The 25,720-nt window shown below is 55.6% G+C and carries 19 protein-coding genes, 1 tRNA gene and 1 riboswitch; of the genes, 18 read left to right on the top strand and 2 right to left on the bottom strand.

The features are described 5' to 3' along the window. Nucleotides 1–22 precede the first annotated feature (22 nt). Nucleotides 23–2,065 (bottom strand): transglycosylase domain-containing protein, encoded by a 2,043-nt coding sequence (locus tag C6362_RS01490; RefSeq protein WP_014015002.1) that lies wholly within the window; start codon nt 2,063–2,065, stop codon nt 23–25. Between the two features lie 319 nt (nt 2,066–2,384). Here C6362_RS01490 and ppsA point away from each other — a divergent pair, with 319 nt between their 5' ends. From ppsA to C6362_RS01460, 6 genes are all read left to right on the top strand, one after another. Further along, nucleotides 2,385–4,793: a phosphoenolpyruvate synthase gene (gene ppsA / locus C6362_RS01485; RefSeq protein ID WP_014015001.1), complete on the top strand. Its 2,409-nt coding sequence runs from the start codon at nt 2,385–2,387 to the stop codon at nt 4,791–4,793. A 205-nt stretch (nt 4,794–4,998) separates the two neighbouring features. Beyond that, on the top strand, nt 4,999–5,637 hold the full coding sequence (locus tag C6362_RS01480) for a helix-turn-helix transcriptional regulator (protein WP_014015000.1): 639 nt from the start codon (nt 4,999–5,001) through the stop codon (nt 5,635–5,637). A 2-nt stretch (nt 5,638–5,639) separates the two neighbouring features. After that, nucleotides 5,640–6,461: a pyruvate, water dikinase regulatory protein gene (locus tag C6362_RS01475; RefSeq protein WP_014014999.1), complete on the top strand. Its 822-nt coding sequence runs from the start codon at nt 5,640–5,642 to the stop codon at nt 6,459–6,461. Nucleotides 6,462–6,547: 86 nt separating this feature from the next. Beyond that, nucleotides 6,548–11,392 carry a nucleotidyl transferase family protein gene (locus C6362_RS01470; RefSeq protein ID WP_014014998.1) on the top strand — a complete coding sequence of 1,615 codons (4,845 nt, stop codon included), beginning with the start codon at nt 6,548–6,550 and terminating at the stop codon, nt 11,390–11,392. Continuing rightward, nucleotides 11,376–12,371, top strand: coding sequence for a Rossmann-fold NAD(P)-binding domain-containing protein (locus tag C6362_RS01465; RefSeq protein ID WP_014014997.1), 996 nt, complete (start codon nt 11,376–11,378; stop codon nt 12,369–12,371). The genes C6362_RS01470 and C6362_RS01465 overlap by 17 nt, the downstream gene beginning before the upstream one ends. A 15-nt stretch (nt 12,372–12,386) precedes the next feature. Then, nucleotides 12,387–13,466 carry a flavodoxin family protein gene (locus tag C6362_RS01460; protein ID WP_014014996.1) on the top strand — a complete coding sequence of 360 codons (1,080 nt, stop codon included), beginning with the start codon at nt 12,387–12,389 and terminating at the stop codon, nt 13,464–13,466. Between the two features lie 117 nt (nt 13,467–13,583). On the opposite strand, the gene rpmB is transcribed toward C6362_RS01460, so the two are convergent. Next, nucleotides 13,584–13,775: a 50S ribosomal protein L28 gene (rpmB, locus tag C6362_RS01455; RefSeq protein ID WP_014014995.1), complete on the bottom strand. Its 192-nt coding sequence runs from the start codon at nt 13,773–13,775 to the stop codon at nt 13,584–13,586. Between the two features lie 139 nt (nt 13,776–13,914). Between rpmB and recG the strand changes: the two genes are divergently transcribed. The 12 genes from recG (at nt 13,915) to tatC (ending at nt 25,565) form a co-directional block, all read left to right on the top strand. Then, nucleotides 13,915–15,954, top strand: coding sequence for an ATP-dependent DNA helicase RecG (recG, locus tag C6362_RS01450; RefSeq protein ID WP_014014994.1), 2,040 nt, complete (start codon nt 13,915–13,917; stop codon nt 15,952–15,954). A 116-nt stretch (nt 15,955–16,070) separates the two neighbouring features. Continuing rightward, a complete protein-coding gene (gene guaB / locus C6362_RS01445; RefSeq protein ID WP_014014993.1) occupies nt 16,071–17,528 on the top strand; it encodes an IMP dehydrogenase in 1,458 nt (485 codons plus the stop codon). A gap of 18 nt (nt 17,529–17,546) precedes the next feature. Then, a complete protein-coding gene (locus C6362_RS01440) occupies nt 17,547–18,278 on the top strand; it encodes a WecB/TagA/CpsF family glycosyltransferase (protein WP_014014992.1) in 732 nt (243 codons plus the stop codon). A gap of 27 nt (nt 18,279–18,305) precedes the next feature. Beyond that, the gene (locus C6362_RS01435) at nt 18,306–18,944 is read left to right on the top strand and encodes a phosphatidylserine decarboxylase (protein WP_027894684.1); all 639 of its coding nucleotides are present in this window, start codon (nt 18,306–18,308) and stop codon (nt 18,942–18,944) included. Then, nucleotides 18,941–19,615 carry a CDP-alcohol phosphatidyltransferase family protein gene (locus C6362_RS01430; RefSeq protein WP_014014990.1) on the top strand — a complete coding sequence of 225 codons (675 nt, stop codon included), beginning with the start codon at nt 18,941–18,943 and terminating at the stop codon, nt 19,613–19,615. The genes C6362_RS01435 and C6362_RS01430 overlap by 4 nt, the downstream gene beginning before the upstream one ends. A gap of 20 nt (nt 19,616–19,635) precedes the next feature. Then, the gene (locus C6362_RS01425) at nt 19,636–20,886 is read left to right on the top strand and encodes a glycosyltransferase family 2 protein (RefSeq protein WP_014014989.1); all 1,251 of its coding nucleotides are present in this window, start codon (nt 19,636–19,638) and stop codon (nt 20,884–20,886) included. A gap of 11 nt (nt 20,887–20,897) precedes the next feature. Then, nucleotides 20,898–21,656, top strand: a complete 759-nt coding sequence (gene surE, locus C6362_RS01420) for a 5'/3'-nucleotidase SurE (protein WP_014014988.1) — start codon at nt 20,898–20,900, stop codon at nt 21,654–21,656. After that, a complete protein-coding gene (locus C6362_RS01415; protein WP_014014987.1) occupies nt 21,653–22,039 on the top strand; it encodes a cytidine deaminase in 387 nt (128 codons plus the stop codon). Before surE ends, C6362_RS01415 begins: the two co-directional genes overlap by 4 nt. A gap of 174 nt (nt 22,040–22,213) precedes the next feature. Continuing rightward, nucleotides 22,214–22,301: riboswitch (glycine riboswitch) on the top strand. Between the two features lie 109 nt (nt 22,302–22,410). Next, nucleotides 22,411–23,796, top strand: a complete 1,386-nt coding sequence (locus C6362_RS01410; RefSeq protein WP_014014986.1) for an alanine/glycine:cation symporter family protein — start codon at nt 22,411–22,413, stop codon at nt 23,794–23,796. 100 nt (nt 23,797–23,896) lie between these two features. Further along, nucleotides 23,897–23,980: transfer RNA gene (locus tag C6362_RS01405), tRNA-Leu, on the top strand. Between the two features lie 135 nt (nt 23,981–24,115). Further along, nucleotides 24,116–24,619 carry a nitroreductase family protein gene (locus C6362_RS01400; RefSeq protein WP_014014985.1) on the top strand — a complete coding sequence of 168 codons (504 nt, stop codon included), beginning with the start codon at nt 24,116–24,118 and terminating at the stop codon, nt 24,617–24,619. Between the two features lie 232 nt (nt 24,620–24,851). After that, a complete protein-coding gene (tatC, locus tag C6362_RS01395) occupies nt 24,852–25,565 on the top strand; it encodes a twin-arginine translocase subunit TatC (RefSeq protein ID WP_014014984.1) in 714 nt (237 codons plus the stop codon). Nucleotides 25,566–25,720: the final 155 nt, after the last annotated feature.

Here is a 25,720-nt window from a genome sequence, read left to right as displayed (position 1 = left end):
TCGTAAGACAGCGCCTTTTTCCTTATTCCTTATTATTGCGGTCGGCTTGTTGTTTGGCCGGCTGCTGGGTCTGTTGTTTGGATTTTTCTTTGGTCGTCGGTTTTTCTGACGTTGCCGATTTTTTCTTTGGTTCTTCCCGGTCATCGCTGCGGGACGAGCTCTTATTGGATGATGCCGTCTCTTTGCGGCGTTCCATGCCGGACGGAGCGGAGAAGTCGCCACCCGATTCATCGGACGTGGCCGACGACATGTAGTCGCGCCAGATTTCGGCCGGGACCGTGCCACCGTAGATGTCGCCTAAGCTGTGGGCTCCTGTATCGTCGCCGATCCAGACGGCCGTGACGATATCCGGCGTGTAGCCGACGAACCAGGCGTCTTTGTTGTCGTCCGTCGTCCCGGTCTTGCCGGCTGCCGGACGGCCGATGGCGGCAGCCCGCCCTGTGCCGTGGTCGATGACGCCTTCGAGCATGGTCGTCATTTCATAGGCTTCCCGTTCGGACATGACGCGGGTCTTCGTTTCTTCTTTTTCTAACGTCGACGAATCTTCCAGGACGTTGCCGTTGCGGTCGAGGATCTTGACGATGGCCGTCGGTTTGACGTGGACGCCTTTATTGGCGAAGGTGCCGTAGGCACTGGCCATTTCCAGAGGCGTGACGCCCCGGGTCAGGCCGCCCAGGGCCATGGCCAGGTTGTCGTCTTTGGCGTCGAGGGTGGTGATGCCCATCTTCTTGGCGTTGGCGATGATGTTCTTGGTGCCGACTTCGTCAGCCAGCTGGACGGCGATGGTGTTGACCGAGTGGGCCAGGGCATCGCTGAGGCTCATAGCGCCGCTGTAGGAGCCGCCGGCGTTCTTCGGACTCCAGCCGCCGTAGGTGACGGGCTGGTCTTTCATGGTCGTATCCGGCGTCATGTCGTGCTGCAGTGCCGTCAGGTAGACGAAGGGCTTGAAGGCCGAACCCGGCTGGCGGACGGCCATGCTGGCGCGGTTGAAGCTGTCCTGTCCGCGGCCGCCGACCATGGCCAGGATATGGCCCGTCTTGGGGTCGATGGAGACGAGAGCCGCCTGCGGCTGGGTCAGGCCGTTTTCGTCGGTATAGTTGTTGGGCAGGTTGCGCATGGCCCGGACGGCGGCGTGTTGTTTGTCGACGTCCATGGTCGTGTAGATCTTGAGGCCTTCTTTATAGAGGGCATCGTCGCCGTATTTCTTGGCGACCTGCTGGGAGACGTAGTCGATGAAGGAAGCGTATTCGTCGGCTTCTTTCGCCTGGTGGCTCTTGGAGAGGCCCAGGTCCTGGTTCTTGGCGTCTTCCGCTTCTGCTGCCGATACGTAGCCGTATTTGACCATCTGGTCGAGGACGACGTTCTTGCGCTTCTTGGCTTCGTTCAGGTTGTTGAACGGCGAGTAGTAGTTCGGGCTCTTGGGCAGGCCGGCCAGCATGGCACACTGCGTCAGGCTCAGTTCGTTGACGTCTTTATTGAAATACGTCTTAGCCGCTGTCTGGATGCCATAGGCGCCCTGGCCGAAGTAGATCTGGTTCATGTACATTTCCAGGATTTCTTTTTTACTGTATTTGTGTTCGATTTCCAGGGCCAGCATGGCTTCCTGTATCTTACGCTTCAATGTCTGTTCCTGGGACAAGAAGGCATTCTTGGCCAGCTGCTGGGTGATGGTACTGCCGCCCTGGGCGATGCCGCGGTTTGTCAGGTTGGCAAAGATGGCGCGGAAGATGCCGATGGGGTCGATGCCGATGTGTTCATAGAAGCGGTTGTCTTCGGCAGCGATGAAGGCGTTCTGCAGGTTCTGCGGCACTTTATTGATGTCGATGGGCAAGCGGTTCTGGTCGGAATGAAGGGTCGTAATCAGCCGGCCGTGGGAATCGAAGACCTGCGATGAAACGGCAGGCCGCATGTTATTGCCTACGGCAGGCAAACTTTGATAGGCTGCAAAAATATAGCCAAAGCCTAGGCCTGCGAAAACGACAAGGCATAAGGCGATGAAAAGGCGGATGCGGCGAAGGGGACCGGCTTTTTTGGCTTTTTTTGCTCTGCGTCTGGGTGTATACATATTTTCCTCCTACGTGACGACATAATCGTTCAAGATGAGCAGGTAATGAAACATTACTAGTTTCTTATTATATCACATCCGCCATTATTATCCTATATAGGCAGGGCAGGTTGAGAAAATTTAAAGCGTTTTTGGGACTTAAATCGTTTTACGCTATACGGATTCTGAAAATATTTCACATATAGTATACCATTAAAAGAGGTATCACATAGCTTTTTAAGAAAGGCCATTGACATTTACAAATAAATAGCGTACTATAAACGTAACAAGCAGACAATTTAGCGTACACGCTTGGGTATAGCAGCAGGAGGTAAGGATTATGGCAAAGGACAGAGAAAAAGCATATGTATTGTGGTTCGATGAACTGCGCAGGGCTGATGTTTCCCTCGTAGGCGGGAAATCGTCTTCCCTTGGTGAATTGACATCCCAGACGGATGTCCCCGTTCCCTATGGGTTTGCGACGACGGCAGAAGGCTATCGTCATTTCATGCATGAAACGGGCATGGACGTCACCATCCCGGAATTGCTGAAAGGCCTGACTGACGTCGAAGACGCTGTCCAGCTCCGCGATGTCACGGCTAAGATCCGCAAGGCAATCTGCGATGCTGAAATGCCGGCTGATTTGGCAGCAGACATCCGCAAGAGTTATGAAGAATTGGGCAAGAAAGTCGGCGAAGCCAATCCCTTCGTCGCCGTCCGTTCCAGTGCAACGGCAGAAGATTTGCCTGATGCCAGCTTTGCCGGCCAGCAGGACACGTACCTCAACGTCCAGGGCGCTGACATGGTCATCCAGAAGGTCAAGGAATGTTATGCATCGACCTTTACGGACCGCGCTACGTACTATCGTACGAAACAGGGCTTCGATCATCTCTCCGTCGCTTTGAGCGCCGCCATCCAGATGATGGTCTTCTCCAAAGCCGCCGGCGTCATGTTCACGGTCGACCTGGTCACGGGCGACGATTCGACGATTACCATCGAAGGCGCCTGGGGCCTCGGCGAATACGTCGTACAGGGCACGGTTACGCCGGATAACTTCAAAGTCCGCAAAGATGACTTGACCATCCTCTCCAAGATGATCAATACCAAACCGATTGAACTGGTCCGCAAACCGGGCGGTGACTGCGAAGAAAAACTCGTTCCGCCGGAACTGCAGAAACAGCAGGTCATTACGGACGAACAGGTCAAAGAACTGGCTACATATGCCAAAGCCATTGAAAAACATTACGGCTGCTACATGGATATGGAATGGGGCGTCGATGAACGGACCAATAAGGTATGGCTCCTCCAGGCCCGTCCGGAAACAGTCTGGTCCAAGAAGAATAAAGAAAAGAAAGAAGCTGCTGCCGCTAAGGCTGCTGTCACGACGGACCGCAAAGTCGTCGTCAAAGGCCTGCCGGCCAGCCCGGGCAGTGCCGCTGGCAAAGCTCATGTCATCCTCGACCCGGCTAAAATCGCTGAATTCAAAGACGGCGAAATCCTGGTAACGACCATGACGGCACCGGACTGGGTTCCGGCCATGAAGAAGGCCAAAGCTATCGTCACCGATGCCGGCGGCATGACCTGTCACGCTTCCATCGTCAGCCGTGAACTGGGCATCCCCTGCATCGTCGGCACGAAGAGCCGCAGCGTCGAAGCGACGACGACCATCCAAGATGGCGCAGAAATCACGGTCGATGCGACGAACGGCATCGTCTATGAAGGCATCGTCGCCGACATCGTCAAACCGGAAGCTGCCGAAGCTCCGGCCGGCCAGGCTGCAACGACAGTCGTCGCTGCCGAAGCCGCACCGATTACGGGCACGAAAATCTACATGAACCTGGGCAACCCGGATCTGGCTGAAAAATACGGCAAACTGCCTTGCGATGGCATCGGCCTCATGCGTGAAGAATTTATCTGGACGACGTTCATTCACGAACATCCTTTGTATCTCATCGAAACGGGCCGGGCTGACTACGTCGTCGATCAGCTGTCCGAAGGCATCCGCAAGGTCTGCCAGGCACTGGCTCCGCGTCCGGTCACGCTGCGCCTGAGCGACTTCAAATCGAGTGAATACCGCAACCTGACGGGCGGTGATAAATACGAACCCCAGGAAAGCAGCGCCCTCCTCGGCTGGCGCGGTGCTTCCCGTTACTATGACCCGAAATACGTCGAAGCGTTCAAACTGGAATTGAAAGCCGTCCGCAAAGTCCGTGAAGAATACGGTTTCAAGAACCTCAACGTCATGATTCCCTTCTGCCGCCGCGTCGATGAAATGCAGAAAGTCGTCGACCTCATGGCTCAGGAAGGCCTCCATCGCGGTCCGGACTTCAAAGTATGGCTCATGGCTGAAATCCCGGCCAACATCATCCTGGCTGACCAGTTCAATCAGTTCGTCGATGGCTATTCCATCGGCTCCAACGACCTGACCATGCTCGTCATGGGCTGCGACCGCGACAACGATACAGTCGCACCGCTCTTCGATGAACGCAACCTGGCTGTCAAACGGGCTATCCGCCATCTCATCACGGTTGCTCACAAAGACGGTAAGACCGTTTCCATCTGCGGCCAGGCGCCGAGCGTCTATCCGGACTTCGCCGAATTTCTGGTCAAGAGCGGCATCGATTCCATCTCGGTCAACCCCGACGCTGTCGTATCGACACGGAAACACGTAGCACAAGTCGAACAGCGTATCCTCCTCGATTCGCTGACAGGCAAGGGCCGTGCTGATACGGAAGACTATACGTGGTAATTGGTAATAGCATATCCGATTTATGAGTAATAGAAAGGCGGTCCCAAAAGAAAAGCAGACTTTTGGGCCGCCTTTTTCTCATACTACGGCCTTGTATTATACACTATTTGCATATTATACATCTTATATCGCGGGATGTTTTTATATATGTTATGATAATAAGTGAATAAGAGAACGCTTGCTATATAGGGGGTGAAAAGACGCTATGTTATCGGAACGTCAGGAAACGATTTTACAGATTGTAAAGGAAAACAGTCCGATTACGGGCCAGCATATTGCCAACCGGCTCCACGTGACGCGGGCAGCTTTGCGCTCGGACCTGGCCATCTTGACCATGTTAGGGCTCATCGATGCGCGGCCGAAATTAGGCTATTTTTTTACGGGCAACAAAGAGAAAGACCTGCTCTCACGGGCTATTACGGATATTACCATTGATTCCTGCCTGTCTCAGCCGGTGATCGTCGGCGAGCATACGAGTGCTTACGATGCCATCATCGCCATGTTTACGGAAGACGTGGGGACCGTATTTGTCGGGACGGACAATATCCTGGCCGGCGTCGTATCGCGAAAGGATTTATTGAAAACCGCTATGGGCAGCAATGACCTTCGGGCCCTGCCGGTACGCATGGTCATGACGCCTGTGAGCAAGGTGATTTACGCCCAGCCAGAAGAAAAGGCGATCGTCGCGGCTCAGCGCCTGATCGAATATGAAATCGACTGCCTGCCCGTCGTCGAGGTCAAAGGGACTGACGAAGATGACAAGAAGGAATTGAAGGTCCTGGGCAGAATATCAAAAACGAACATAACCCGTCTCTTTGTAGAATGTGGGTTAGGGAGGAGATAACCGTGGAAAAACCGATTATTTATGCTTGCTCTGACTCGCTCGGTGAAACAGCCGAACGCGTGGCCCGGGCAGCAGCCAGCCAGTATGACAAACAGGAATTTAACATCATCCGTGTGCCGTATATCCGGTCGGAACAGCAGATCGAAGAACTGGTCTGCAAAGCCGAAGCCAACAAGGCCATGATCTGCTATACGATCATTTCCCCATCCCTGCGCCGGAAGCTGCGGGAACTGACCAAGACGGCCAACGTTACCGTCGTCGACATCATCGGCCCCATGCTGGCCGGTGTCGGCACCTTGACCGATACGGAACCGACGTTGAAAGCCGGCATGATCCACCAGCTCGACGAAGAGTATTTCAAACGCGTCGAAGCCATTGAATTTGCCGTCAAATACGACGATGGCAAGAACCCCATGGGCTTCTTGAAGGCCGATATCGTCATCGTTGGCGTATCGCGTACGTCGAAGACGCCCCTTTCTATGTACTTGGCTCATAAGCGTATCAAAGCGGCCAACCTGCCGCTGGTACCGGAAGTCAGCCTGCCGCCGGAATTGTTCCAGATCCCGGCCCGCAAGATCGTCGGCCTCATCATCGACCCGTTCAAGCTGAACTTCATCCGGTCTGAACGCCTGCGCAGCATGGGCCTCGATGCCAATGCCAGCTATGCCAACATCGAACGGATCAATGAAGAACTGGAATATGCCCGCGGCGTCATGCGCCGTCTCCATTGTCCCATCATCGATGTGTCGTCCAAGGCCATCGAAGAAACGGCCAACTTGGTCATGGAAATCGTAAAACGGAACAAAGAACTGTATCCAGAATAAAGTTAGCCAATGGCGGCTAGCGGGAAAAAGGCTTGTCGCTCGGCGACGAGCCTTTTTTTATGACTATAAGGAAAGCGAGGTAGGTTATGAAAGATTCAACGACAGCCATTTTCACGTCCATGACGGCGGCCTTGGAGAGCCGGCATTTTTTAGCGACGCTGGGAATGGACAAAGAGGAAATGACGGCCTGGATCCGCCGCAGCCATCTGCGGGCCCTGGCCGATGAGCTGCAAGGATGCCGCGATGAAGATGGGCGTTTCCTGTCGCCACAGGTCCTGGCGGCAGCGCAGCTGTACTTGGATTGCCTTCGCCAGGAACCGCCCGGAGGTTGGCTGAAATGCTGCTACCGGCGGGTCCTGGTCCGGCTGTTCCCCGGGTCCTGTCAGGGGAACCGGGAATTGGAAGCGGCTGTAGGCCGCGGGGCCCAAGGGGATATCTATCGCCAGGGCTGCCTCATTTTTATGCAGCTCCTTCGCGGCCTCTATCACTATGAACGGAACGTATTGCCTTTTGATCCGAAAAAGGACATGCCACTCATTCCAGCGGAAGAAATCGCCCGTAAAGGCTACATCAAGGAATACCTCCGCCTGCGGATGCTGGCCACTGATGATTATATTTATGAATTTATGCGCATCGGCATCGATATTACGCCGTTCAATACGCTCGGTCATGTCGGCGGCGTCCATTACGTCGCCGTCTATGCGGCCCGCCAGCTGGCCCGGAACGGCATCCCCGTCGACGTGGCCCTCATTTCCGGCGCCGCCGCCTGCCACGATATCGGCAAATATGGCTGCAAGAAGAATGAAGAAAAGCGCGTCCCTTATTTACATTATTATTATACGGGCATGTGCTGCCGCCGCCTGGGCCTGCCGGCTATCGGTCACATCGCGGCGAACCATTCGGTATGGGACCTGGAGCTGGAAAACTTGTCCGTCGAATCGCTGCTCCTCATCTATGCCGACTTCCGCGTCAAGAGCAGCCGCAATGATAAGGGCAAGGAAATCGTCCATTTCTATTCCCTGGCCGAAGCCTTCGATGTCATCTTAGGCAAACTGGATAATGTCGATGAAGCCAAGCGCCAGCGTTACCAGAAAGTCTATGCCAAACTGGCGGATTTTGAAGCCTTTATGGAAGAACACGGCGTCGTCACGGAACTGCCGGCGGACTTTGCCTGGCAGCCGGCCGACCCGCCGCAGCCCGTCCATCGGGAAAAGGTCCTCCTCGAAGGCAACGACGTCATTGACCAGCTCAAATATGCCGCCATCGACCACAATATCCGCCTCATGAGCATCTTCCGCGATGAAAGCGATTTCGGCAACCTCATCGAAGCGGCCCGAAGCGAACGGCTGTGGAAGAATGTCCGCACGTATATCGGCATTTTCGAGGAATATTCGACGTACATGACGGAACATCAGAAACTCATGACCTTGAAGTTCCTCTACGAGCTCTTGTCCCACCGCGAAGGGGATATCCGCCTGCAGGCAGCCGCTCTCATGGGGCGCATCATTGCCAACTTCAACGATACGTATACGAAGGAACTGCCCGAAGGCGTCTCCCTGCCGGCGAAATCCGTGACCAACCTGTCCTTGTTTACGACCTACCTGGACCGCATCATCTGTCCGGACATCCGCTTCACAGAACAGCATAAATTGTGGATCGGCTATTGCCTGAGTACATTCATCTCAGCCGTTCTGCAGCGCTGCGCCCCGTCCCAGTGCTGCCGCTATACGGCCATCATGGGGCCGTACTACGAGCGGCGCAACTACAGTGAAGAAGAGTATATCATCCTCTTGAAGGTCCTGGCCGATATGGACCGGATTTATCTGGATGACGGATTCATGGCGGCAGCGGCACCTTTCGTCGAAACGGCGAGGAAAAGCGATTCCTTCAACCTGCGCGTCGCTGCCCTCAACTGTGCCCGCCACGTCTTCGCCGACTATTCCGACGATTTGTATTATAAAGACCTGCTGACGGTCATGGACCTGCCCGAAGGGCGGGATGCCTTTTTTGAACGGGAAGGCAATCTCTTCCTGGTCGACCTCAAGATGGGGACCCATTGGGTCGTCAAGGTGGCCAACCTGGAACTCATGCTGCGCTATATCGACGGCCAGAGCGACGCCGGCAGCGTCATGCACCTGGGGACGCATCTGACCAACCTCCTCAAGGTCAGCGAATCCATTTTCGTCCGCCGCGCCGCCGGCGACAGCCTGCTCAAGATCGCTTCCACCATGACCTATGCCCAGCGGAATGAATTGACGGTGGAACTGTTCAACGGCCTGGAAATCGGCGACCCGCAGATATCCAAGTACGTGCCGGAGTTTCTGGGCAAGATGATCCTCAAGCTGCCGCCGCGGGAATTTGACGAATTTGTCAAGACCATCGAAGGGCAGATACTCAATGTCAATATCCCCCTGGCTTCGTCCATGGTCCAGACGGTCGGCATCATTTTGGAACATTTCGATGAATTTGCCAAGGAATTTTCCCAGGACCCGGCAGTCAACGACAAACGTCAGCGCCAGCTGTTGTACATCATGATCAAGGCCTACGCCCATTACAATAAGGAGCTGAGCCGCGACGCCTTCCGCGATTTGGGGAAATTCATCTTCCACAGCCCGATCATGCCGGAAGAGCGGAAGGATTTCTTGTTCAGCCATTGCTATAAGAAGCTCCTGGTCCTCCTCGATGAAAATAGTGAAGAGAACCTGGATTTCTACAGCAATTCGGCCGTGCTCAACCACATCTACCGCTATATCAGCCAGCATGAATTTGCCTGCGGTTCCTTTGCCTTCGAAAAGGGCCGCAAGCCCTGCTTCTATCCGGGGACCTTCGACCCCTTCAGCCTGGGCCATAAGGCCGTGGCCTGCAAGATACGCGACCTGGGCTTCGATATTTACCTGGCCCTCGATGAATTTTCCTGGTCCAAGCATACCCAGCCGCGGCTCATGCGCCGCAAGATCATGAATATGTCCGTCGCCGATGAAGAGAATATGTATCCTTTCCCCGATGATATCCCCATCAACATCGCCAATCCGGCGGACATCAAGAAGCTCAAGGAAATCTTTGCCGGCCGGGACCTGTACATCGCCGTCGGGACGGACGTCATCGAGAATGCCTCGGCCTACCGGGCCGTGCCGACTCCCGATTCGATCCATACGGTGAACCACATCGCCTTTGCCCGGGAGACCCGGGAAAACCCGGAAACGGACCAGCCGGAAAAGACTTACGGCATCCAGGGCAAGGTCATCCGCCTGACTCTGGACAAATTCTACGAAGACATCAGTTCGACGAAGATACGCGAGAACATCGACCTCAACCGGGATATTTCCAACCTCATCGACGCCGTGGCCCAGAATTTCATTTACGACAATAACCTTTATCTGCGCGAACCGGCCTATAAGCACGTCCTGGAAGCCCGGGAAATCGGCATCGGTTCCTTCAAGCCGCGCGGCGCCGAAAGCTTGTGGCCCATTTGCAGTGCCCTCTGGGACAAGGGCTACCATACGGAAACCGTCGACAGCTATGTCGAAAAGGATTACGTCTGGACCTTGTACATCGACGACGCCAGTCAGGAACGGAAGATGATCGCCTATGCCGCCGTCCATCGCGTCGGCTCCCGCGATTTGCTGCGCGAATTTCACGACTCGGCCATTGCCTCCCACATCCGCGACGCGGCCGACGGCGGCATTGCCTGCATCGGCTTCCTCTATGCCGATGATATGGCCGGCATTGCCAACGTCAGCCAGATCATCATTACGGAAATCCTGACGGAACTCATTGCCCGCGACTTCGCTTATGCCGTCTACCATCCCGTCGATCCGGCCGGCTATGAAGCGACCGTCATCGACGCTTTGCGCCGCCAGGGCTTCGTCAACATTGCTCCGTCTGGGGAACAGCCGATTTATGCTGTCAATATGAAGTCGCCTATCGTCATTTTCCGCGACGTCGAGACGACCATCAAGAACCCCTTCAATAAGAATCCCCGCGTCCGCCGGGCTATCTATGAGGCTCACAACAACTTACTGTCGGTCATGAACCACATTTATCCGGGCCAGCTCATCTTGTCGTTCAACATGAGTGCCTTTTACAACAAGATCATCAAGAAGGTGGCTGAAATCAACGGTGTCTCCATCGTCGAAGATAAGAAGAAGCGCCGCGGGCCGTACATGTCGGTCCCCTTCGGCAAGGCCCTGAGCGATGTCCTCGTGCCCAATACGGTCACTAAGGGCCTCCATATCGACAAGTATTTCAACCGCACCGTCAAGGGCTTTACCATTGCAGAGTGTCAGCATTATTCGTCCGTCGACAACCAGGTCAAGACCATCAAGTCCTTCAACCGGCCGGTCATCCTCATTGACGACCTCCTGCACAAGGGCCATCGCATGCGCATGCTGACGCCTTATCTGGAACAGAACGACGTAGAGATCAAAGAAGTCCTGGTCGGCGTCATGACCGGTCAGGCCATGGATATGATGGAAGAAAAGAACATCCGTGCCGAAAGCGCTTATTTCCTGCCCAGCCTGGAAGTCTGGCTCAATGAAAGGGACTGCTATCCTTTCATCGGCGGCGACAGCCTGGACAATGCCCATAACTACAGCGGTTACGGCCGCAACCCGTCGATCAACCTGGTCCTTCCCTATGTCAAGCCGGCCTTCATCGGCAAGGGGAAGAGCGAAGCCGATTACCTCTATTCCCTGACGTGCCTGCAGAACGCCGCGTCCATCATGGAAACCTTGCAGGACGTCTATCAGGAAACGTTTGAAAAGCGCCTGACCCTGAAGCGGCTCGGCGAAGTTATTACGTACCCGCGCATCCCCGATATCGACGTCGGCGTTAAGTTCGATGAGAACATGGACCCGACGCGGTTCATCAAGAACGATATCGAACGGCTCATCCGCCTGCGCTGGGGAGAAGGAGATGAAGACTTTGAATAAATGGATCCACGATTTACCCGCTGACATCGGGGCGTCTGCCATGCCTCTCGACAGGGCGCCGCAGCTGGCCCGGAAAGCCCGCGTCCACATCGTCGCCTTAGGCGATGTGGGGACGACCATGCTCATCGGACTGCTCCTGGCCGGGCAGGACGTCATCGCTTCCGTCGGCATGTGCGACATCAATGAGAAGAACCTGGCCCGTCTGGAAATGGAAATGAACCAGATTCGCTATCCCTTTGCCGGCCAGGAAGGCTGTCCGGACCCGGTCCTGCCAGCCGTGACGGTCGTCGGGGAAGAAGACGTCTTCGACTGCGACGTCTTTATCTTCTGTGCCAGCAAGGGCGTGCCGCCTGTCGGAGCCGGCGGCGATGTACGCATGGCCCAGCTCGAAGCCAACCGCAGCCTCATCGCCCACTATGCCGGCCTGGCCCGCCAGGCGGGCTTCGGCGGCCAGGTCTGTATCGTATCGGATCCGGTCGACCCCTTGTGCCGGGCCTTCTTGACGGAATCGGGCCTCCATCCGGCCCAGATCCAGGGCTATGGCCTGGGCGTCATGCATGCCCGGGCCTGCTATTACGCCAAGAAAAATCCGCGTTTTGCCCACTACCTGACGGAAGGCCGGGCCTTTGGCCCCCATGGGGCGGACCTGGTCATCGCCGACAGCATGGAAGACTACGACGACGCCTTGTCGCGGGAGCTGACGGACCTCGTCGTCCATGCCAACATCGCCGTCCGCGACCTGGGCTATAAGCCCTATATCGCGCCGGCCCTGTCGTCAGCGGCCCTGTCGATCATCCTGACCCTTCGGGGCCAGTGGCATTATGGCTCAGTCTATCTCGGCGATGCATCGAAGGGAGCCTTTTTCGGCGTCAAGAACCGCGTCGCCGGCGGCCAGGTGACTTATGAAGACGTCTGTGCCTGCCCGGCCCTGTACGAACGCTGGAAGCGGGCCTATACGGCGTTGAGCCGTCTCGTCTAGGAAGGGGGCTGTTCTATGCTGTTAGTCGTGAAGGTCGGCTGGGACGAAGCCGGTCATACGGAGCGCATCGGCCGCGTTCTCAGCCGGGCCCTGGAAGGGCGGACGTATCAGGTCATCGAACGGGAAAAGGCCTTCTTGCGCTGGTGCGTCCGGACGCGGGCCGAAAAAGAGGGGACAGCTGTCCTCTTCGCCGTCGCCCTGCCCAAGGCCGGCGTCAGCCTGTCCTATGTCCACCTCGTATCCTGTCTGGTCCGCCACCGCCATTGTCTGGCCGGCTGCCGCGGTGCCGTCCTCGTCGACGGGCAGGGGGAGTTTTTTACAAAAAAAATAGGCCGGGAGCTGATTTTCTTTGCCAATCAGGCCGGCTGTGTCTTTCCCGGCAAGCCCCTTGTCGAGGCTACGGGATCCCTTTATAATTTTAATACCCAGGCTCAGATCCAGGGCCTTTCCAATGAGGAAGCCTACGCCGTCAGTGCCGGCCGCCTGGTCAGTAAACTGCTGGCTTTCACCCGGCCCGACGGGACCGGGAAGACTAAGGACGTCGTCGTCCTCCACGCCAGCAGCCGCCGCACGTCGAACACGCTCCTCCTCTGGGAAATGGTGCAGCGCCATTTACAGGGGAAGGCCAGGGTCACGGAAATTTCCCTGCGCAATGGGACTGTCGTCGACTGCCGGGGCTGCAGCTATGAAACGTGCCTCCATTTCGGTGAAAAAGGGGACTGTTTCTACGGCGGCGTCATGGTGGAAAAAGTCTATCCCGCTGTCCGCAAAGGGGATGTCATCGTCCTTGTCTGTCCGAATTATAACGACGCCGTCAGCGCCAACATTATGGCTTTCTTCAACAGGCTGACGGCCTTGTTCCGCAAGGAAGAAGCGGCCTTTGCCAGAAAGGAAGTCTATGCCCTGGTCGTTTCCGGCTACAGCGGCGGCGACATCGTAGCCGAACAGGTCATCGACGCCATGAACTGCAACAAGAACTTCATCCTGCCGCCGTACTTCGCCCTCATCGAAACGGCCAATGCCCCCAAGAGCATCCTCCAGAACGAAGGAATCGAAGACCGGGCGGCCCGCCTGGCAAGATACATATGCATGTAGGGGACGCCCAAAGGGCGTCCCGCCGTTCGCCGTTCGCCGTTTGCGGGCCGCATGTAGGGGCGCCACGAGCCACTAAAAAAAGCGTTGTCTTCACAGACAACGCTTTTTTTATCATCCTTAAACATCACGCTGGACTTTACCGGAACGAAGGCAACGAGTGCAAACATTAACTCGTTTTACTTCGCCGTCGACGACAGCGCGGACACGCTGGATATTCGGTTTCCAGGTTTTTTTCGTTTTCAAGTGGGAATGGCTGACATTCATGCCGCTCATTGTTCCTTTACCACAGATTTCGCAAAAGTTTGCCATTGGTTACACCTCCCTGCACCATCACAGTACAACATATAAATCTTATCACAGATTATTAGGTAAAGCAAGTTTTATTTTTTATAAAAAGCCTACGAAATATGATACAATAAAAACGAATATTTGACAAGGAGTTTTTGGTATGAATTTTTCTATTCGCGATTTAAAAGGCATCGGACCGCGCAAAGAAGCCCTGTTTGCCCGGCTTCATCTGGCGACGGTGTCCGACTTGCTGCAATATTTTCCCCGCGACTACGAAGACCGCAGCCATATCTGGCCCATCGGCCAGGCCCCGTGCGGGACGGGGAAGTCCCTGGTCCTCTGCGGGACCGTCGCGTCAGTCCAGGAAATGCGGCCCCGCCGGGGCCTGTCGCTGTTGAAAGTCAGGGTCAGCGACGGGACGGGGGCGGTCGAGCTGGTCTGGTTCAACCAGGCTTTCAAGAAACGCCAGTTACGCGTGGGCATGACTTTGACGGCTTTTGGCAAGCTGGAATGGGCTTATGGCCGCCGTCAGATGAATGGGCCTGACACGGAAGAAGGGCGGGCCGAAGGCGAGGGCTTCGTCCCCCTGTACGGCCTGACCGATGGCCTGCGCCAGCAGGATATCCGCAAAGCCGTGCGCCAGGCCCTGGACCTGGCCAGGGAGCATCTGGACATCCTGCCGGGCTGGGACGGCTGCCGCCAGTCGCCCTTTGCCACCATGCCGACGCTCGAAGCCTATGAGCAGATACACTTTCCCGATTCTATGGAGAAACGGGAACAGGCCCGGCGCCAGCTGGCCTTTGAAGAGCTCTTCGACATGCAGCTCGGCCTGCTCCTGCGTCGGCGCCATGAAGGCAAGCGCCAAGGCCTCAAATGCAGTCCCAATGGCAAGCTGCTCAAGACCTTTTATGAGCACCTGCCCTTTACCCTGACGAAAGGCCAGACCCAGGCCTTCCTCGATATCCAGGCCGACATGGAAAGCGAAGTCCCCATGCAGCGCCTGGTCCAGGGCGATGTCGGCTCGGGCAAGACCGTCGTCGCCGCCCTGGCCCTGGCGAAAATCGTCGAGAATGGCTACCAAGGGGCCCTCATGGCGCCGACGGGTATCCTGGCGGCCCAGCATTACGACGAATTTTGCCGCCTCTTCCAGGGCCTGGACGTGCGCATCGCCTTATTGACCGGCCGGACGACGGCAAAAGAACGGAAACAGCTGCTGGCAGACCTGGCTGACGGCCGGATCGACATCCTCATCGGGACCCATGCTCTCATCCAGGACGACGTGGCCTTCCGCTGCCTGGGACTGGTCGTCACGGACGAACAGCACCGCTTCGGCGTCCGCCAGCGGTCAGCCCTGGAACAGAAGGGAAAAGAGCCGCACGCCCTGTTCATGACGGCCACGCCCATTCCCCGGACGCTGACCCTGTCCCTCTATGGTGACCTGGACGTGTCGTCCATCCGCGAGATGCCGCCGGGCCGGAAACGGGTCAAGACCTATGCCGTCGGCGAAGCTCTGCGCCGGCGGGTCTATGTTTTCATGGACAAGCTCATGGCCCAGGGCCAGCAGTGTTACGTCGTCTGTCCCCTCGTCGAAGCGTCGGAGACAGTCGACTTGCAGGCGGCGACGGAACTCTATGAACAGCTGCGGACCCAGGTCTTTACCAAGCGGCCATGCGGCCTCGTCCACGGCCGCATGGCCGGCAAAGAAAAAGAAGCCGTCATGGAAGCCTTCCAGAAAGGGGATATACAGCTCCTGGTCGCGACGAGTGTCATCGAAGTTGGCGTCAACGTCCCTAACGCGACGGTCATGTTCATCGACGGCGCCGAACGCTTCGGCCTGGCCCAGCTCCATCAGCTGCGGGGCCGCGTCGGCCGCGGCGACCAGCAGGCCTATTGCATCCTCATGGCCAAGGGCGGCAGCGACGAGACGCGGCAGCGCCTGAAATGGATGGAACAGATACATGACGGCTTCACGCTAGCCGAAAAAGATCTGCTCCTGCGCGGTTCGGGCCAGCTCTTCGGCTACATGCAGCACGGACTGCCCGATTTGAAGGCCGCCGACATCCTGAGCGATGTGCCCATCCTGGCGGCAGCCCGCGATGCAGCCCGGCAGTGGTGGCTGGACCACGAGGATACGGCCCAGGCCGAGGCGCCCTTGAAGCGGCGTTTTGGCCAGACTTTTGCCGGACTTTTAAATAACTGACAGAAATTTTTCTGTAATATATGTACATACGAGTTGATTTCAGTTATAATAAGGGATAAGCTATTTAGGGGTATTTCCCCTTAGTTTCTTATATTTTTCAAAACAGAGGTGCAAATATGAGATCTGATAAATTTGGTATGAGAGGTTTGACATTTGATGACGTTCTCCTGGTTCCGGCAAAATCCGACGTGCTTCCGAAGGAAGTCGACGTTTCGACGAACCTGACGCGCGATATCAAACTGAATATTCCTATTATGAGCTCTGGTATGGATACCGTTACAGAAGCTCCTATGGCTATTGCCGTTGCCCGCGAAGGTGGTATCGGCGTTATTCATAAGAACATGTCCATCGCCGCCCAGGCGCGGGAAGTCGACAAAGTAAAACGGTCGGAACACGGCATCATCATCGACCCGATTTTCCTTCATCCCGATAATCTCCTGGCTGATGCCAATGAATTGATGGGCAAGTACCGCATCTCCGGCGTCCCCATCACGGTCGATGGCAAACTCGTCGGCATCATCACCAACCGTGATATGCGCTTTGAAGAAGACATGAGCCGCCGCATCGGTGACATCATGACCAAAGAAAACCTGATTACCGCTCCTGTCGGCACATCCCTGGCAGAAGCTAAAGAAATTCTCCGCAAGCACCGCATTGAAAAATTACCCCTTGTCGATAAAGAAGGTAACCTGCAAGGCCTCATTACCATCAAGGATATCGAAAAAGCTACGAAATACCCGAACTCGGCCAAAGACGGTAATGGCCGCCTCCTGGTCGCCGCTGCTGTCGGCGTAACCCATGACATGACGGACCGCCTCGATGCCCTCGTCGCAGCCAAAGTCGACGTCGTCGTCATCGATACGGCTCACGGCCATTCCCTGGGCGTCCTCAATACGCTGAAAGAAATCAAGAAGATGTATCCGCACCTCCCGGTCATCGCCGGCAACGTCGCTACGGGCGCCGCTACGGAAGCCCTCATCGAATGTGGCGTCGACGCTGTCAAAGTCGGCATCGGCCCTGGCTCCATCTGCACGACCCGTATCGTCGCTGGTATCGGCGTACCGCAGATCACAGCCGTCTATGAATGTGCTAAAGTCGCTCAGCGCTATGGTATCCCCATCATCGCCGACGGCGGCATCAAATATTCCGGTGATATGGCCAAAGCCATCGCTGCCGGCGGCAACGTCGTCATGATGGGCAACCTCCTGGCCGGCACGGAAGAAAGCCCGGGCGAAACGGTCATCTACCAGGGCCGCAGCTACAAAGAATACCGCGGCATGGGCTCCCTGGCTGCGATGGAATGTGGCAGTAAGGACCGTTACTTCCAGGAAGACGCTAAGAAGCTCGTCCCCGAAGGCATCGAAGGCCGTGTACCGTACAAAGGACCGGCAGCTGACACGATTTACCAGATGGTCGGCGGTCTCCGCGCATCCATGGGTTACTGTGGCTGCCACAACATTAAAGAAATGATTGAAAATACGCAGTTCATCCAGATTACCGCAGCTGGTCTTCGTGAAAGCCATCCGCATGATGTCAATATCACGAAAGAAGCTCCGAACTACAGCGTAAACTAAGCAGGGCGGAGGGATACGTTGATTAGTACCATCGATATCTTGTCCATCCCTATATGGAACGTCACTATGGAAGAAGCTCGTAACCTGGCCTTTAAGTGCATCGACGAAGGCCGGGCCGCTTCCATTGCGACGGCCAATGCAGAAATGGTCATGCGGGCCCAGACGGACCGCGAACTGGCCCATATCCTCCAGCATGCCGACCTGGTAGTTCCCGACGGGGCCGGCGTCCTGTGGGCTGCAGAACAGCAGGGCAAGAAATTTAAAGAACGCGTGACAGGTGTCGATTTGGCGTGCAGTCTGCTCCAAGAAGCAGCCGCACGCCAAACTCCTGTCTACCTCTTTGGCGGTGCTCCGGGCATCGCTGAACAGGCTGCGGCCAATGTGCAGCAGCAAATCGGGTCCCTTCATATCGCCGGGACTCATTCGGGATTCTTTTCGGCCGATGAAGAAAAGGATATCATCGAAGATATCCGCAGCCAGGGGACGCGCATCCTCTTGGTCGCCTTAGGCGTGCCGAAACAGGAAAAATGGATATCCGAGCATCTTTATGAACTCGGCCCCTGCGTCTGCATGGGTGTCGGCGGAACTTTCGACGTCCTGGCTGGCAAAGCCGGCCGGGCTCCGAAGTGGATGCAGGATAACCGCCTGGAATGGCTCTATCGCCTGTTGAAAGAGCCGACCCGGTTCAAGCGCATGCTGGCGCTGCCGAAATTCGTCGCGGCTGTCAAGCTGGGCGGCCGGGCTAAGTGATGAGGTGATGAGTTGAAAAGTGATGTCTTGAACAAACCTTATATCGTAGAAGACGGATACCCCTTCATTATCGTGCCCCTGTTGCTGGCTGTCGCCGCCGGATATTTCCTCAATGCCTATGTAGCGGTCCTGCCGTTGCTGCTGGCCGGGTATTTTACCTATTTCTTCCGAAATCCCAGCCGGACCATACCGGCTGATGAACGGCTCCTGGTGTCGCCGGCAGATGGGACTGTCGTCGGCGTCGAAGACGTAGAAGAAGATTCGTACCTCAACCAGAAGTGCCGGAAAATCATCATTTTCCTGTCCATCTTCGATGCCCATGTCAACCGGGCACCGCTGGCCGGGACCATCGATTTCCAGCAATATACCTGCGGCCGCTTCCGTCCGGCCTATAAAGAAGGCGTCGGCTATGAAAATGAACGCTATTCCATCGGCATCCATTCAGCCCATACGGATATCCTGGTCACCATCATTGCCGGCATCCTGGCGCGGCGCATCGTCTCCTGGGTCACCTTGGGCGACGAACTGCAGCACGGCCAGCTGTACGGTATGATCAAATTCGGTTCCTGTGCGGAAATCTATGTCCGCGACAATGTGGAAATCACGGTCAAGAAGGGCGATAAAGTCCGCGGCGGTGAATCAGTCATAGGGAGGATTGTCCAATGAAAAATGTAATACCGTGTCTGTTTACCTCAGGGAACCTCAGTTTCGGGGTCCTGAGTATGATCATGACCCTCCACGGGCTCTATACCTGGGCCGGTGTCTGCATCCTGCTGGCCATGGTCTGCGACGCCTGCGACGGCCGTTCGGCCCGCGCTCTGGGCGTCGCCGGTGATTTTGGCAAGGAACTCGATTCCTTGTCCGATGTCGTATCCTTCGGGGCGGCTTCGGCCTTTTTGATTTATTCCTATTCGCTGCAGTCCCTGGGCTGGATCGGCGCCATCCCGGCCATCATCTATGCCGCCCTCGGCGGTATCCGTCTGGCCCGGTTCAACTTGAATACCGGCGTCATCCATGGCTATTTCCAGGGCATGCCTATCCCGAACGGCGGCTGCCTCATCGCGACGTATGTCATTTCCGGAGCCGTCCTGCCGGCCTGGCTGCTGGCCATTTTCGTCGTCCTCTTGGGCTATCATCTGGTCAGCAAGGTCCACAACCCCGATTTCAAAGGGGCCAGCCCGGACGTACTCCACAAATCGGCCCTGGCTATCGCCCTGGTCTTCGGTGCCCTGGTCCTGGCCTTTGTCGACTGGCATCTGGTCATCACCATGCCCTTCTTACTGTACATCGTCTTCGGGTTAGTCAATACGGCCATGAACGTCGCAGCTGCTCGCTAAGTCTTTAGGGAGAGTCGCATATGGAACACATCTTGGATATCATCATGATACCCATACAGGTCATCATCGTTTTTTATTCCCTGTATTATTTCATCCTGGCCTGCTTCGGCCTCATGAAGCGGCGGGAACGCATTACGGTAGCGCCTAAGAATACCTTCGCTGCCGTTATTTGCGCGCATAACGAAGAAAAAGTCGTCTGGCAGCTCATCGACAACCTGAAGCAGCTCAACTATCCTAAGGATATGTATGACATCTACGTCGTCGCCGATAACTGCACGGACCATACGGCCGACATCTGCCGTGAACACGGGGCCATCGTCAAAGTGCGGACCAATAAGGAACAAGTCGGCAAGGGCTATGCCCTGGACTGGATGTTCTCGCAGATGCTGGCCCAGGAAAAGCAGTACGACGCCTTCGTCGTCTTCGATGCGGATAATCTGGTCCATCCGGAATTTCTGCGGGAAATGAACAACCACCTCTGCAAGGGGGAAAAGGTCATCCAGGGCTATATGGATTCTAAGAATCCGACGGACTCGTGGATTGCCGGCACCTTTTCCATCGCCTTCTGGCTCATCAACCACATGTGGCATTTGGCCAAGTACAACATCGGCTTGTCGACGGCCCTGGGCGGCACGGGCATGTGCATCGCCACGGAAATCGTCCGCAAGTACGGCTGGGGCTGTGACTGCCTGACGGAAGATATGGAATTTTCCATGAAAGTCCTCCTGGAAGGCGTCCGCACCTGCTGGGCCCACGACGCCATCATTTATGACGAAAAGGTCGTCGGCTTCATGCAGTCCTGCCGCCAGCGCAAGCGCTGGGCCCAGGGCCAGTGTGACTGTGGCGAACGCTTCATTCCCAAGCTCTTCGCCCGGGGCATCAAGACCGGCAACATCCGCATGCTCGACGGCATCATTACCTTGTCCCAGCCGTTCTTCATGATGGCTTCGACGATTTATGCCGTCCTGGCTTCAATCAATTCCTACCTGCCTTTTTACACCAATATCCTCAATGCCATCGTGCCCGTCCAGATTTGGACGATCATCGGCGTCGGACAGTACCTCATCCCGGTCATCGTCCTCTTGCAGATCAAAGTGCCGCCGAAATCATGGGCTTATCTCATTATTTATCCGATTTTCATGTACAGCTGGATTCCCGTCAACTTCCTCGGTTTCAAAGACCGGCATAAGATGAAATGGAGTCACACGCTGCATACGCGGGCCCTGTCTTATGAAAGCGCGGCCTTATTGCGGAAAGAAAACAAGAAGTAAGGAGTTCGACTATGCATATTTTGTTGACCAATGATGACGGTTTGAAGGCCCCGGGCCTTCAGACGCTGAAACGGGAGCTGGCATCCCACGACTGCCGCCTGACTGTCGTTGCGCCCAATGGCCAGCGCAGTGCGGCGTCTCATTCCATGACGATCAATAAGGCCCTCTACTGCCGTGACGAATCGACGGTACCGGGAATCCGGGAAATCGCCGTGTCCGGTACACCTGTCGACTGCGTCAAGATGGCCATGGAATACTTCCTCAAAGACGACAAGCCGGACCTCATCATTTCCGGCATCAACGACGGCTACAACCTGGGCAGCGACGTCCTCTATTCCGGTACCGTCTCGGCCGCCATGGAAGGGCCTTACTACGGTCTGCCGGCCTTTGCCGTATCTATGCTGGGCATGACGGACGAACGCTGTGTCCAGACGGCTCACCTCGTCTGGGACCTGGTCCAGAAGCTCATCGTGAAAGGCCGCTTCCCGGGCATCGTCAACGTCAACGTGCCGCCTGAAGGCGATATCAGCCTGGACAATGTCCGCGTCGTGCCCCAGACGGTTCAGATCTATCACAACGTCATCGCTGAGAAACGCGACCTCGACGGCAGTGTCTGCTATCACATCGTCGGCGATATCGACATGACGACGGCTCCTGAGGACAGCGACGTCGCCTGCATCCGCCAGGGCCATATCGCTTTGACGCCGCTCAAATGGCAGCAGACGGCTGACCGGGTCATAGATCACTTGAAAGGATGTCTGTCCGTATGACCGATGAAGCCCTCATTGAAATTGCGAAACAATATCGCGCTCATTCGTACAGCCCGTATTCTCATTTTCCCGTCGGCGCCGCCGTCCTGACGGCGTCGGGGAAAGTCTATGGCGGCTGCAACATCGAAAATTCCAGTTATCCCCTGGGCAACTGCGCCGAACGGACGGCTATTTTCAAGGCCGTATCCGAAGGGGAGCGGGACCTGGCGGCCATCGCCATCGTCGCCGATACGCCCGGCCCTTGTTCACCCTGTGGCGCCTGCCGGCAGGTTATGGCCGAATTTCACATCCCCAAGGTCATCATGGCCAACCTGAAAGGGGAATGGTGCGTCGTCACTTTGGACCAGCTCCTGCCCTATGCCTTTTCGGATACTGATTTATAAAAAAAAGTGCGCTGAATACGGACAAATTTCCGTAAAGGGCTTGCAATTTTTAAGAAGCCGGTTTATAATAACAATCACATCATACATATTGCGTGAACGAAACACACGGGAGAAGGCCTGGCCTACCGACGGAGTCAAACTCTCAGGTGCCCCTCAGGGGGTGGGACCGTGTGTGGACACGACTCTGGAGAGTCCCGTTTGGGCGCCGAAGGTGCAAGGAAGTGATTCCTAATCTCTCAGGCAAAAGGACAGAGCTGGCAGAATGACCTTTCTTTTTTTCTGCGACCCTTAGGACCTATCTTCAGAGTGATGATGATAGGTCTTTTTTTCATGTCATTATAATTACCATAACAAAAGGGGAGTATGAAAAGATGTTAGAAACGTTGAATGCCATTGATAGTTTTGTCTGGGGGCCGCCGTTGCTGGTCCTGCTCATCGGAACCGGCCTGATGCTGACTGTCCGTCTCCATTTGCTGCAAGTCTTCCGTCTGCCGAGAGCGCTGAAGCTCATCTTCACGGCTAAGAACCAGGGTGAAGGCGACGTAGACAGCTTCAAGGCTTTGTGCACGGCTTTGGCTGCTACGGTCGGCACGGGCAACATCGTCGGCGTCGCTACGGCTGTCCATGCTGGTGGTCCTGGGGCTATCTTCTGGATGTGGATGGCTGCTTTTGTCGGCATGGCCACGAAATACGCCGAAGGCTGTCTGGCTGTCAAATACCGTACGGTCGATAAGAACGGCGACATCGCCGGCGGCCCGATGTACTACATCGAAAACGGCTTGGGCAAGAAATACAAGCCCTTGGCTTTCTTGTTCGCCTTCTTCGGCGTCCTCGTCGCCTTCTTCGGCATCGGGACGTTCGCTCAGGTCAACTCCATCGTTGAAATCACGCGCCTGACGACGAGCATCCCCGTCGAATACACGGCTATCGTCTTGACCATCCTCGTCGCTGCCATCACCATCGGCGGCCTCCAGTCCATCGCCCGCGTCGCTTCCAAGATCGTCCCGGCCATGGCTGTCATCTATGTCGTTTCTACCGTCGCTTTCCTGGTCATCTTTGCCGATCAGATCCCGGCCGCTGTCGAACAGATCATCGTCAGCGCCTTCACGCCGACTGCCGCAGCTGGCGGCTTCCTCGGCGCTACGGTCTTAGTCGCTATGCGTAACGGCGTCGCCCGCGGCGTCTTCTCCAATGAATCGGGCTTGGGTAGTGCGCCTATCGTAGCCGCTGCTGCCAAGACGAAATGGCCGGCTGAACAGGGCCTCATTTCCATGACCGGTACTTTCATCGATACCATCATCATCTGCACCTTGACGGGCCTGGTCCTCGTCGTCAGCGGTGCCTGGATGGGCGACGTCAATGGCGCAGCCCTGACTAATGCTGCTTTCAACATGGCGTTCCCGGCTTACGGCAGCATTATCCTCTGCGTCGGCCTGACCTTGTTCGCTTTTACGACCATCCTCGGCTGGAACTATTACGGTGAACGCTGTGTCCAATACCTCGTCGGCGTCAAAGGCATCCTGCCGTACCGCATCATCTTCATCGCCCTCGTCGCCTGCGGCGCTTTCATCAAACTCGACGTCATCTGGGTCCTGGCTGATATCGTAAACGGCCTCATGGCTATCCCGAACCTCATCGCCCTCATCGGCCTCTCGGGCGTCGTCGTAGCCGAAACGAAGAAATACTTCGCTCATCTGAAGGAAGAAGAAATGGTCGTAGCCGAAGATTCGGAAGAAAAAGTCCCGGCTGGCCACTAAGTTAAAAAAGTTCAAAAAAATACTTGACGATTCTGCTAGTTATGGTATAATTCTTCTTGTGCCAAGCACTGAAACACAAAGTGCCCGGCACAAGAGATATGCCGGGGTGGCGGAATGGCAGACGCACCTGACTCAAAATCAGGCGGGTAACACCGTGAGGGTTCAAGTCCCTCCCTCGGCACCAAGCAAAGAGGCTTGTCGCATACGCGACAAGCTTTTTTTTATCATTCGTGATGGAAGCCTATCCAACTTCTTTTTCTTTCTATCTATATATGTTATAATAGAATAGACATATGATTATAGGAGGGAGTCGATTCACATGAATGAAATCTTTGCCAGACGGAGTATCCGTAAATTTTTACCGACCATGGTAGAAGATGAAAAGATAGAACAGTTACTGCGCGCCGGTATGGCCGCTCCTTCGGCTGGGAATCAGCAGCCTTGGGAATTTTACGTTGTCCGCGACAAACGGGTCATCCAGGACTTATCCCACTGCAGTCCCTATGCTGGCTGTGCTGCCGGTGCTTCCTTGGCCATCGTCGTCTGTTCCCGCGATGAAAACATGCGTTTCCCGGCTTTCGTCAATCTCGACCTCAGCGCAGCAGTTGAAAACATCCTGCTCGAAGCCGTCCACCTCGACCTTGGTGCCGTATGGCTCGGCGTCGCCCCGTATAAGGCCCGTGAAGTCCTCGTCCGCCGGTCCCTCGGCGTTCCCAAAGGCCTGACGCCTTTCGCCATCGTAGCCATGGGGTATCCCCAGGCCACAGCCGAAGACAAACCACGCGAAGACCGCTACGATCCGTCCCGCGTACATTATGTATAATTAGTTTGTAGTACAGCGTTTGTAGTTTGTAGCAGATGGGGCTGTCGCACGAAGGTTTTTGCCATCATGCGAGGCCCCGTTTACTTTATAGTTTGTAGCACAGAGTTTGTAGTTTGCAGAGAAAAACTTCAAATTTAAAGCCACCCTCTAACAACTAACTGCTAGCCACTAACAACTTTAAAGGGCTTGTCGTCGTGCGACAAGCCCTTTTATGCACCTGAAAGGAAATCCCATGTCTGAAGAACGAGCTCCTATTACTTTTCACCTGGAGGAATTGCGGCGGCGCCTCATCGTTTGCTTCGCAGCCTGGCTCCTGGGCAGTATTATTTCCTATATATACGCCGAAGATATCATCGCCGTCCTTTCGGCTCCGGCCGGGAAATTGTATTTCCTCAATCCGGCAGAAGTCTTTTTTTCTTATTTAGAAGTCGCTGCCTTTACGGGTTTTCTCGGCACCCTGCCCATCCATTGTTATGAATTCTGGCGCTTCCTGCGGCCGGCTCTGCGCGGTGGGGAAGTGACGACGGCCTTATGGTTCATCCCGTCGGCCCTGCTCTTATTTTACGGCGGTTCGGCCTTTGCCTTTTTCTGGGTCCTGCCGGCGGCAATCCAGTTCTTCATGGGTTTTGCCACGGTGTCGTTGCAGCCCATGTTCTCTCTCTCGGCGTATCTATCGTTTTTCATCGCCTTTCTCCTGCCTTTCGCCCTGGGCTTCGAACTGCCCCTGGTCCTCCTGGTCCTGTCCCGCCTGGGGCTGGTGACGGCGGCCATGCTGAAAGCCAAGCGCCGCGTCTTCATCCTCCTGGCCTTCATCTTTGCCGGCGTCGTATCGCCGACGACGGACATGTTCACCCAGACGTGCATTGCCATCCCAATGATTGTACTGTACGAAGGAACAATTATCGTCATCGGGATGACAGAAAGGAAAAGCAGCGGGAAGGACTGAAAAGGCCAGAAAAACATGACGTGTATACAGTATTTTTATAAATCCGCAGGGTGCGTCCCTTGTAATGTTTTCCTATTTTGTTATAATGAAGAAAGCGGTGAATGTATGGGAGTGGACATCTGTGCGTTTACCGGTCTTGACTTAATTTTTCTAAG

It is taken from the genome of Megasphaera elsdenii DSM 20460, assembly GCF_003010495.1.
Taxonomy (GTDB): domain Bacteria; phylum Bacillota; class Negativicutes; order Veillonellales; family Megasphaeraceae; genus Megasphaera; species Megasphaera elsdenii.
This window is presented reverse-complemented; position numbering and strand designations above follow the sequence as displayed.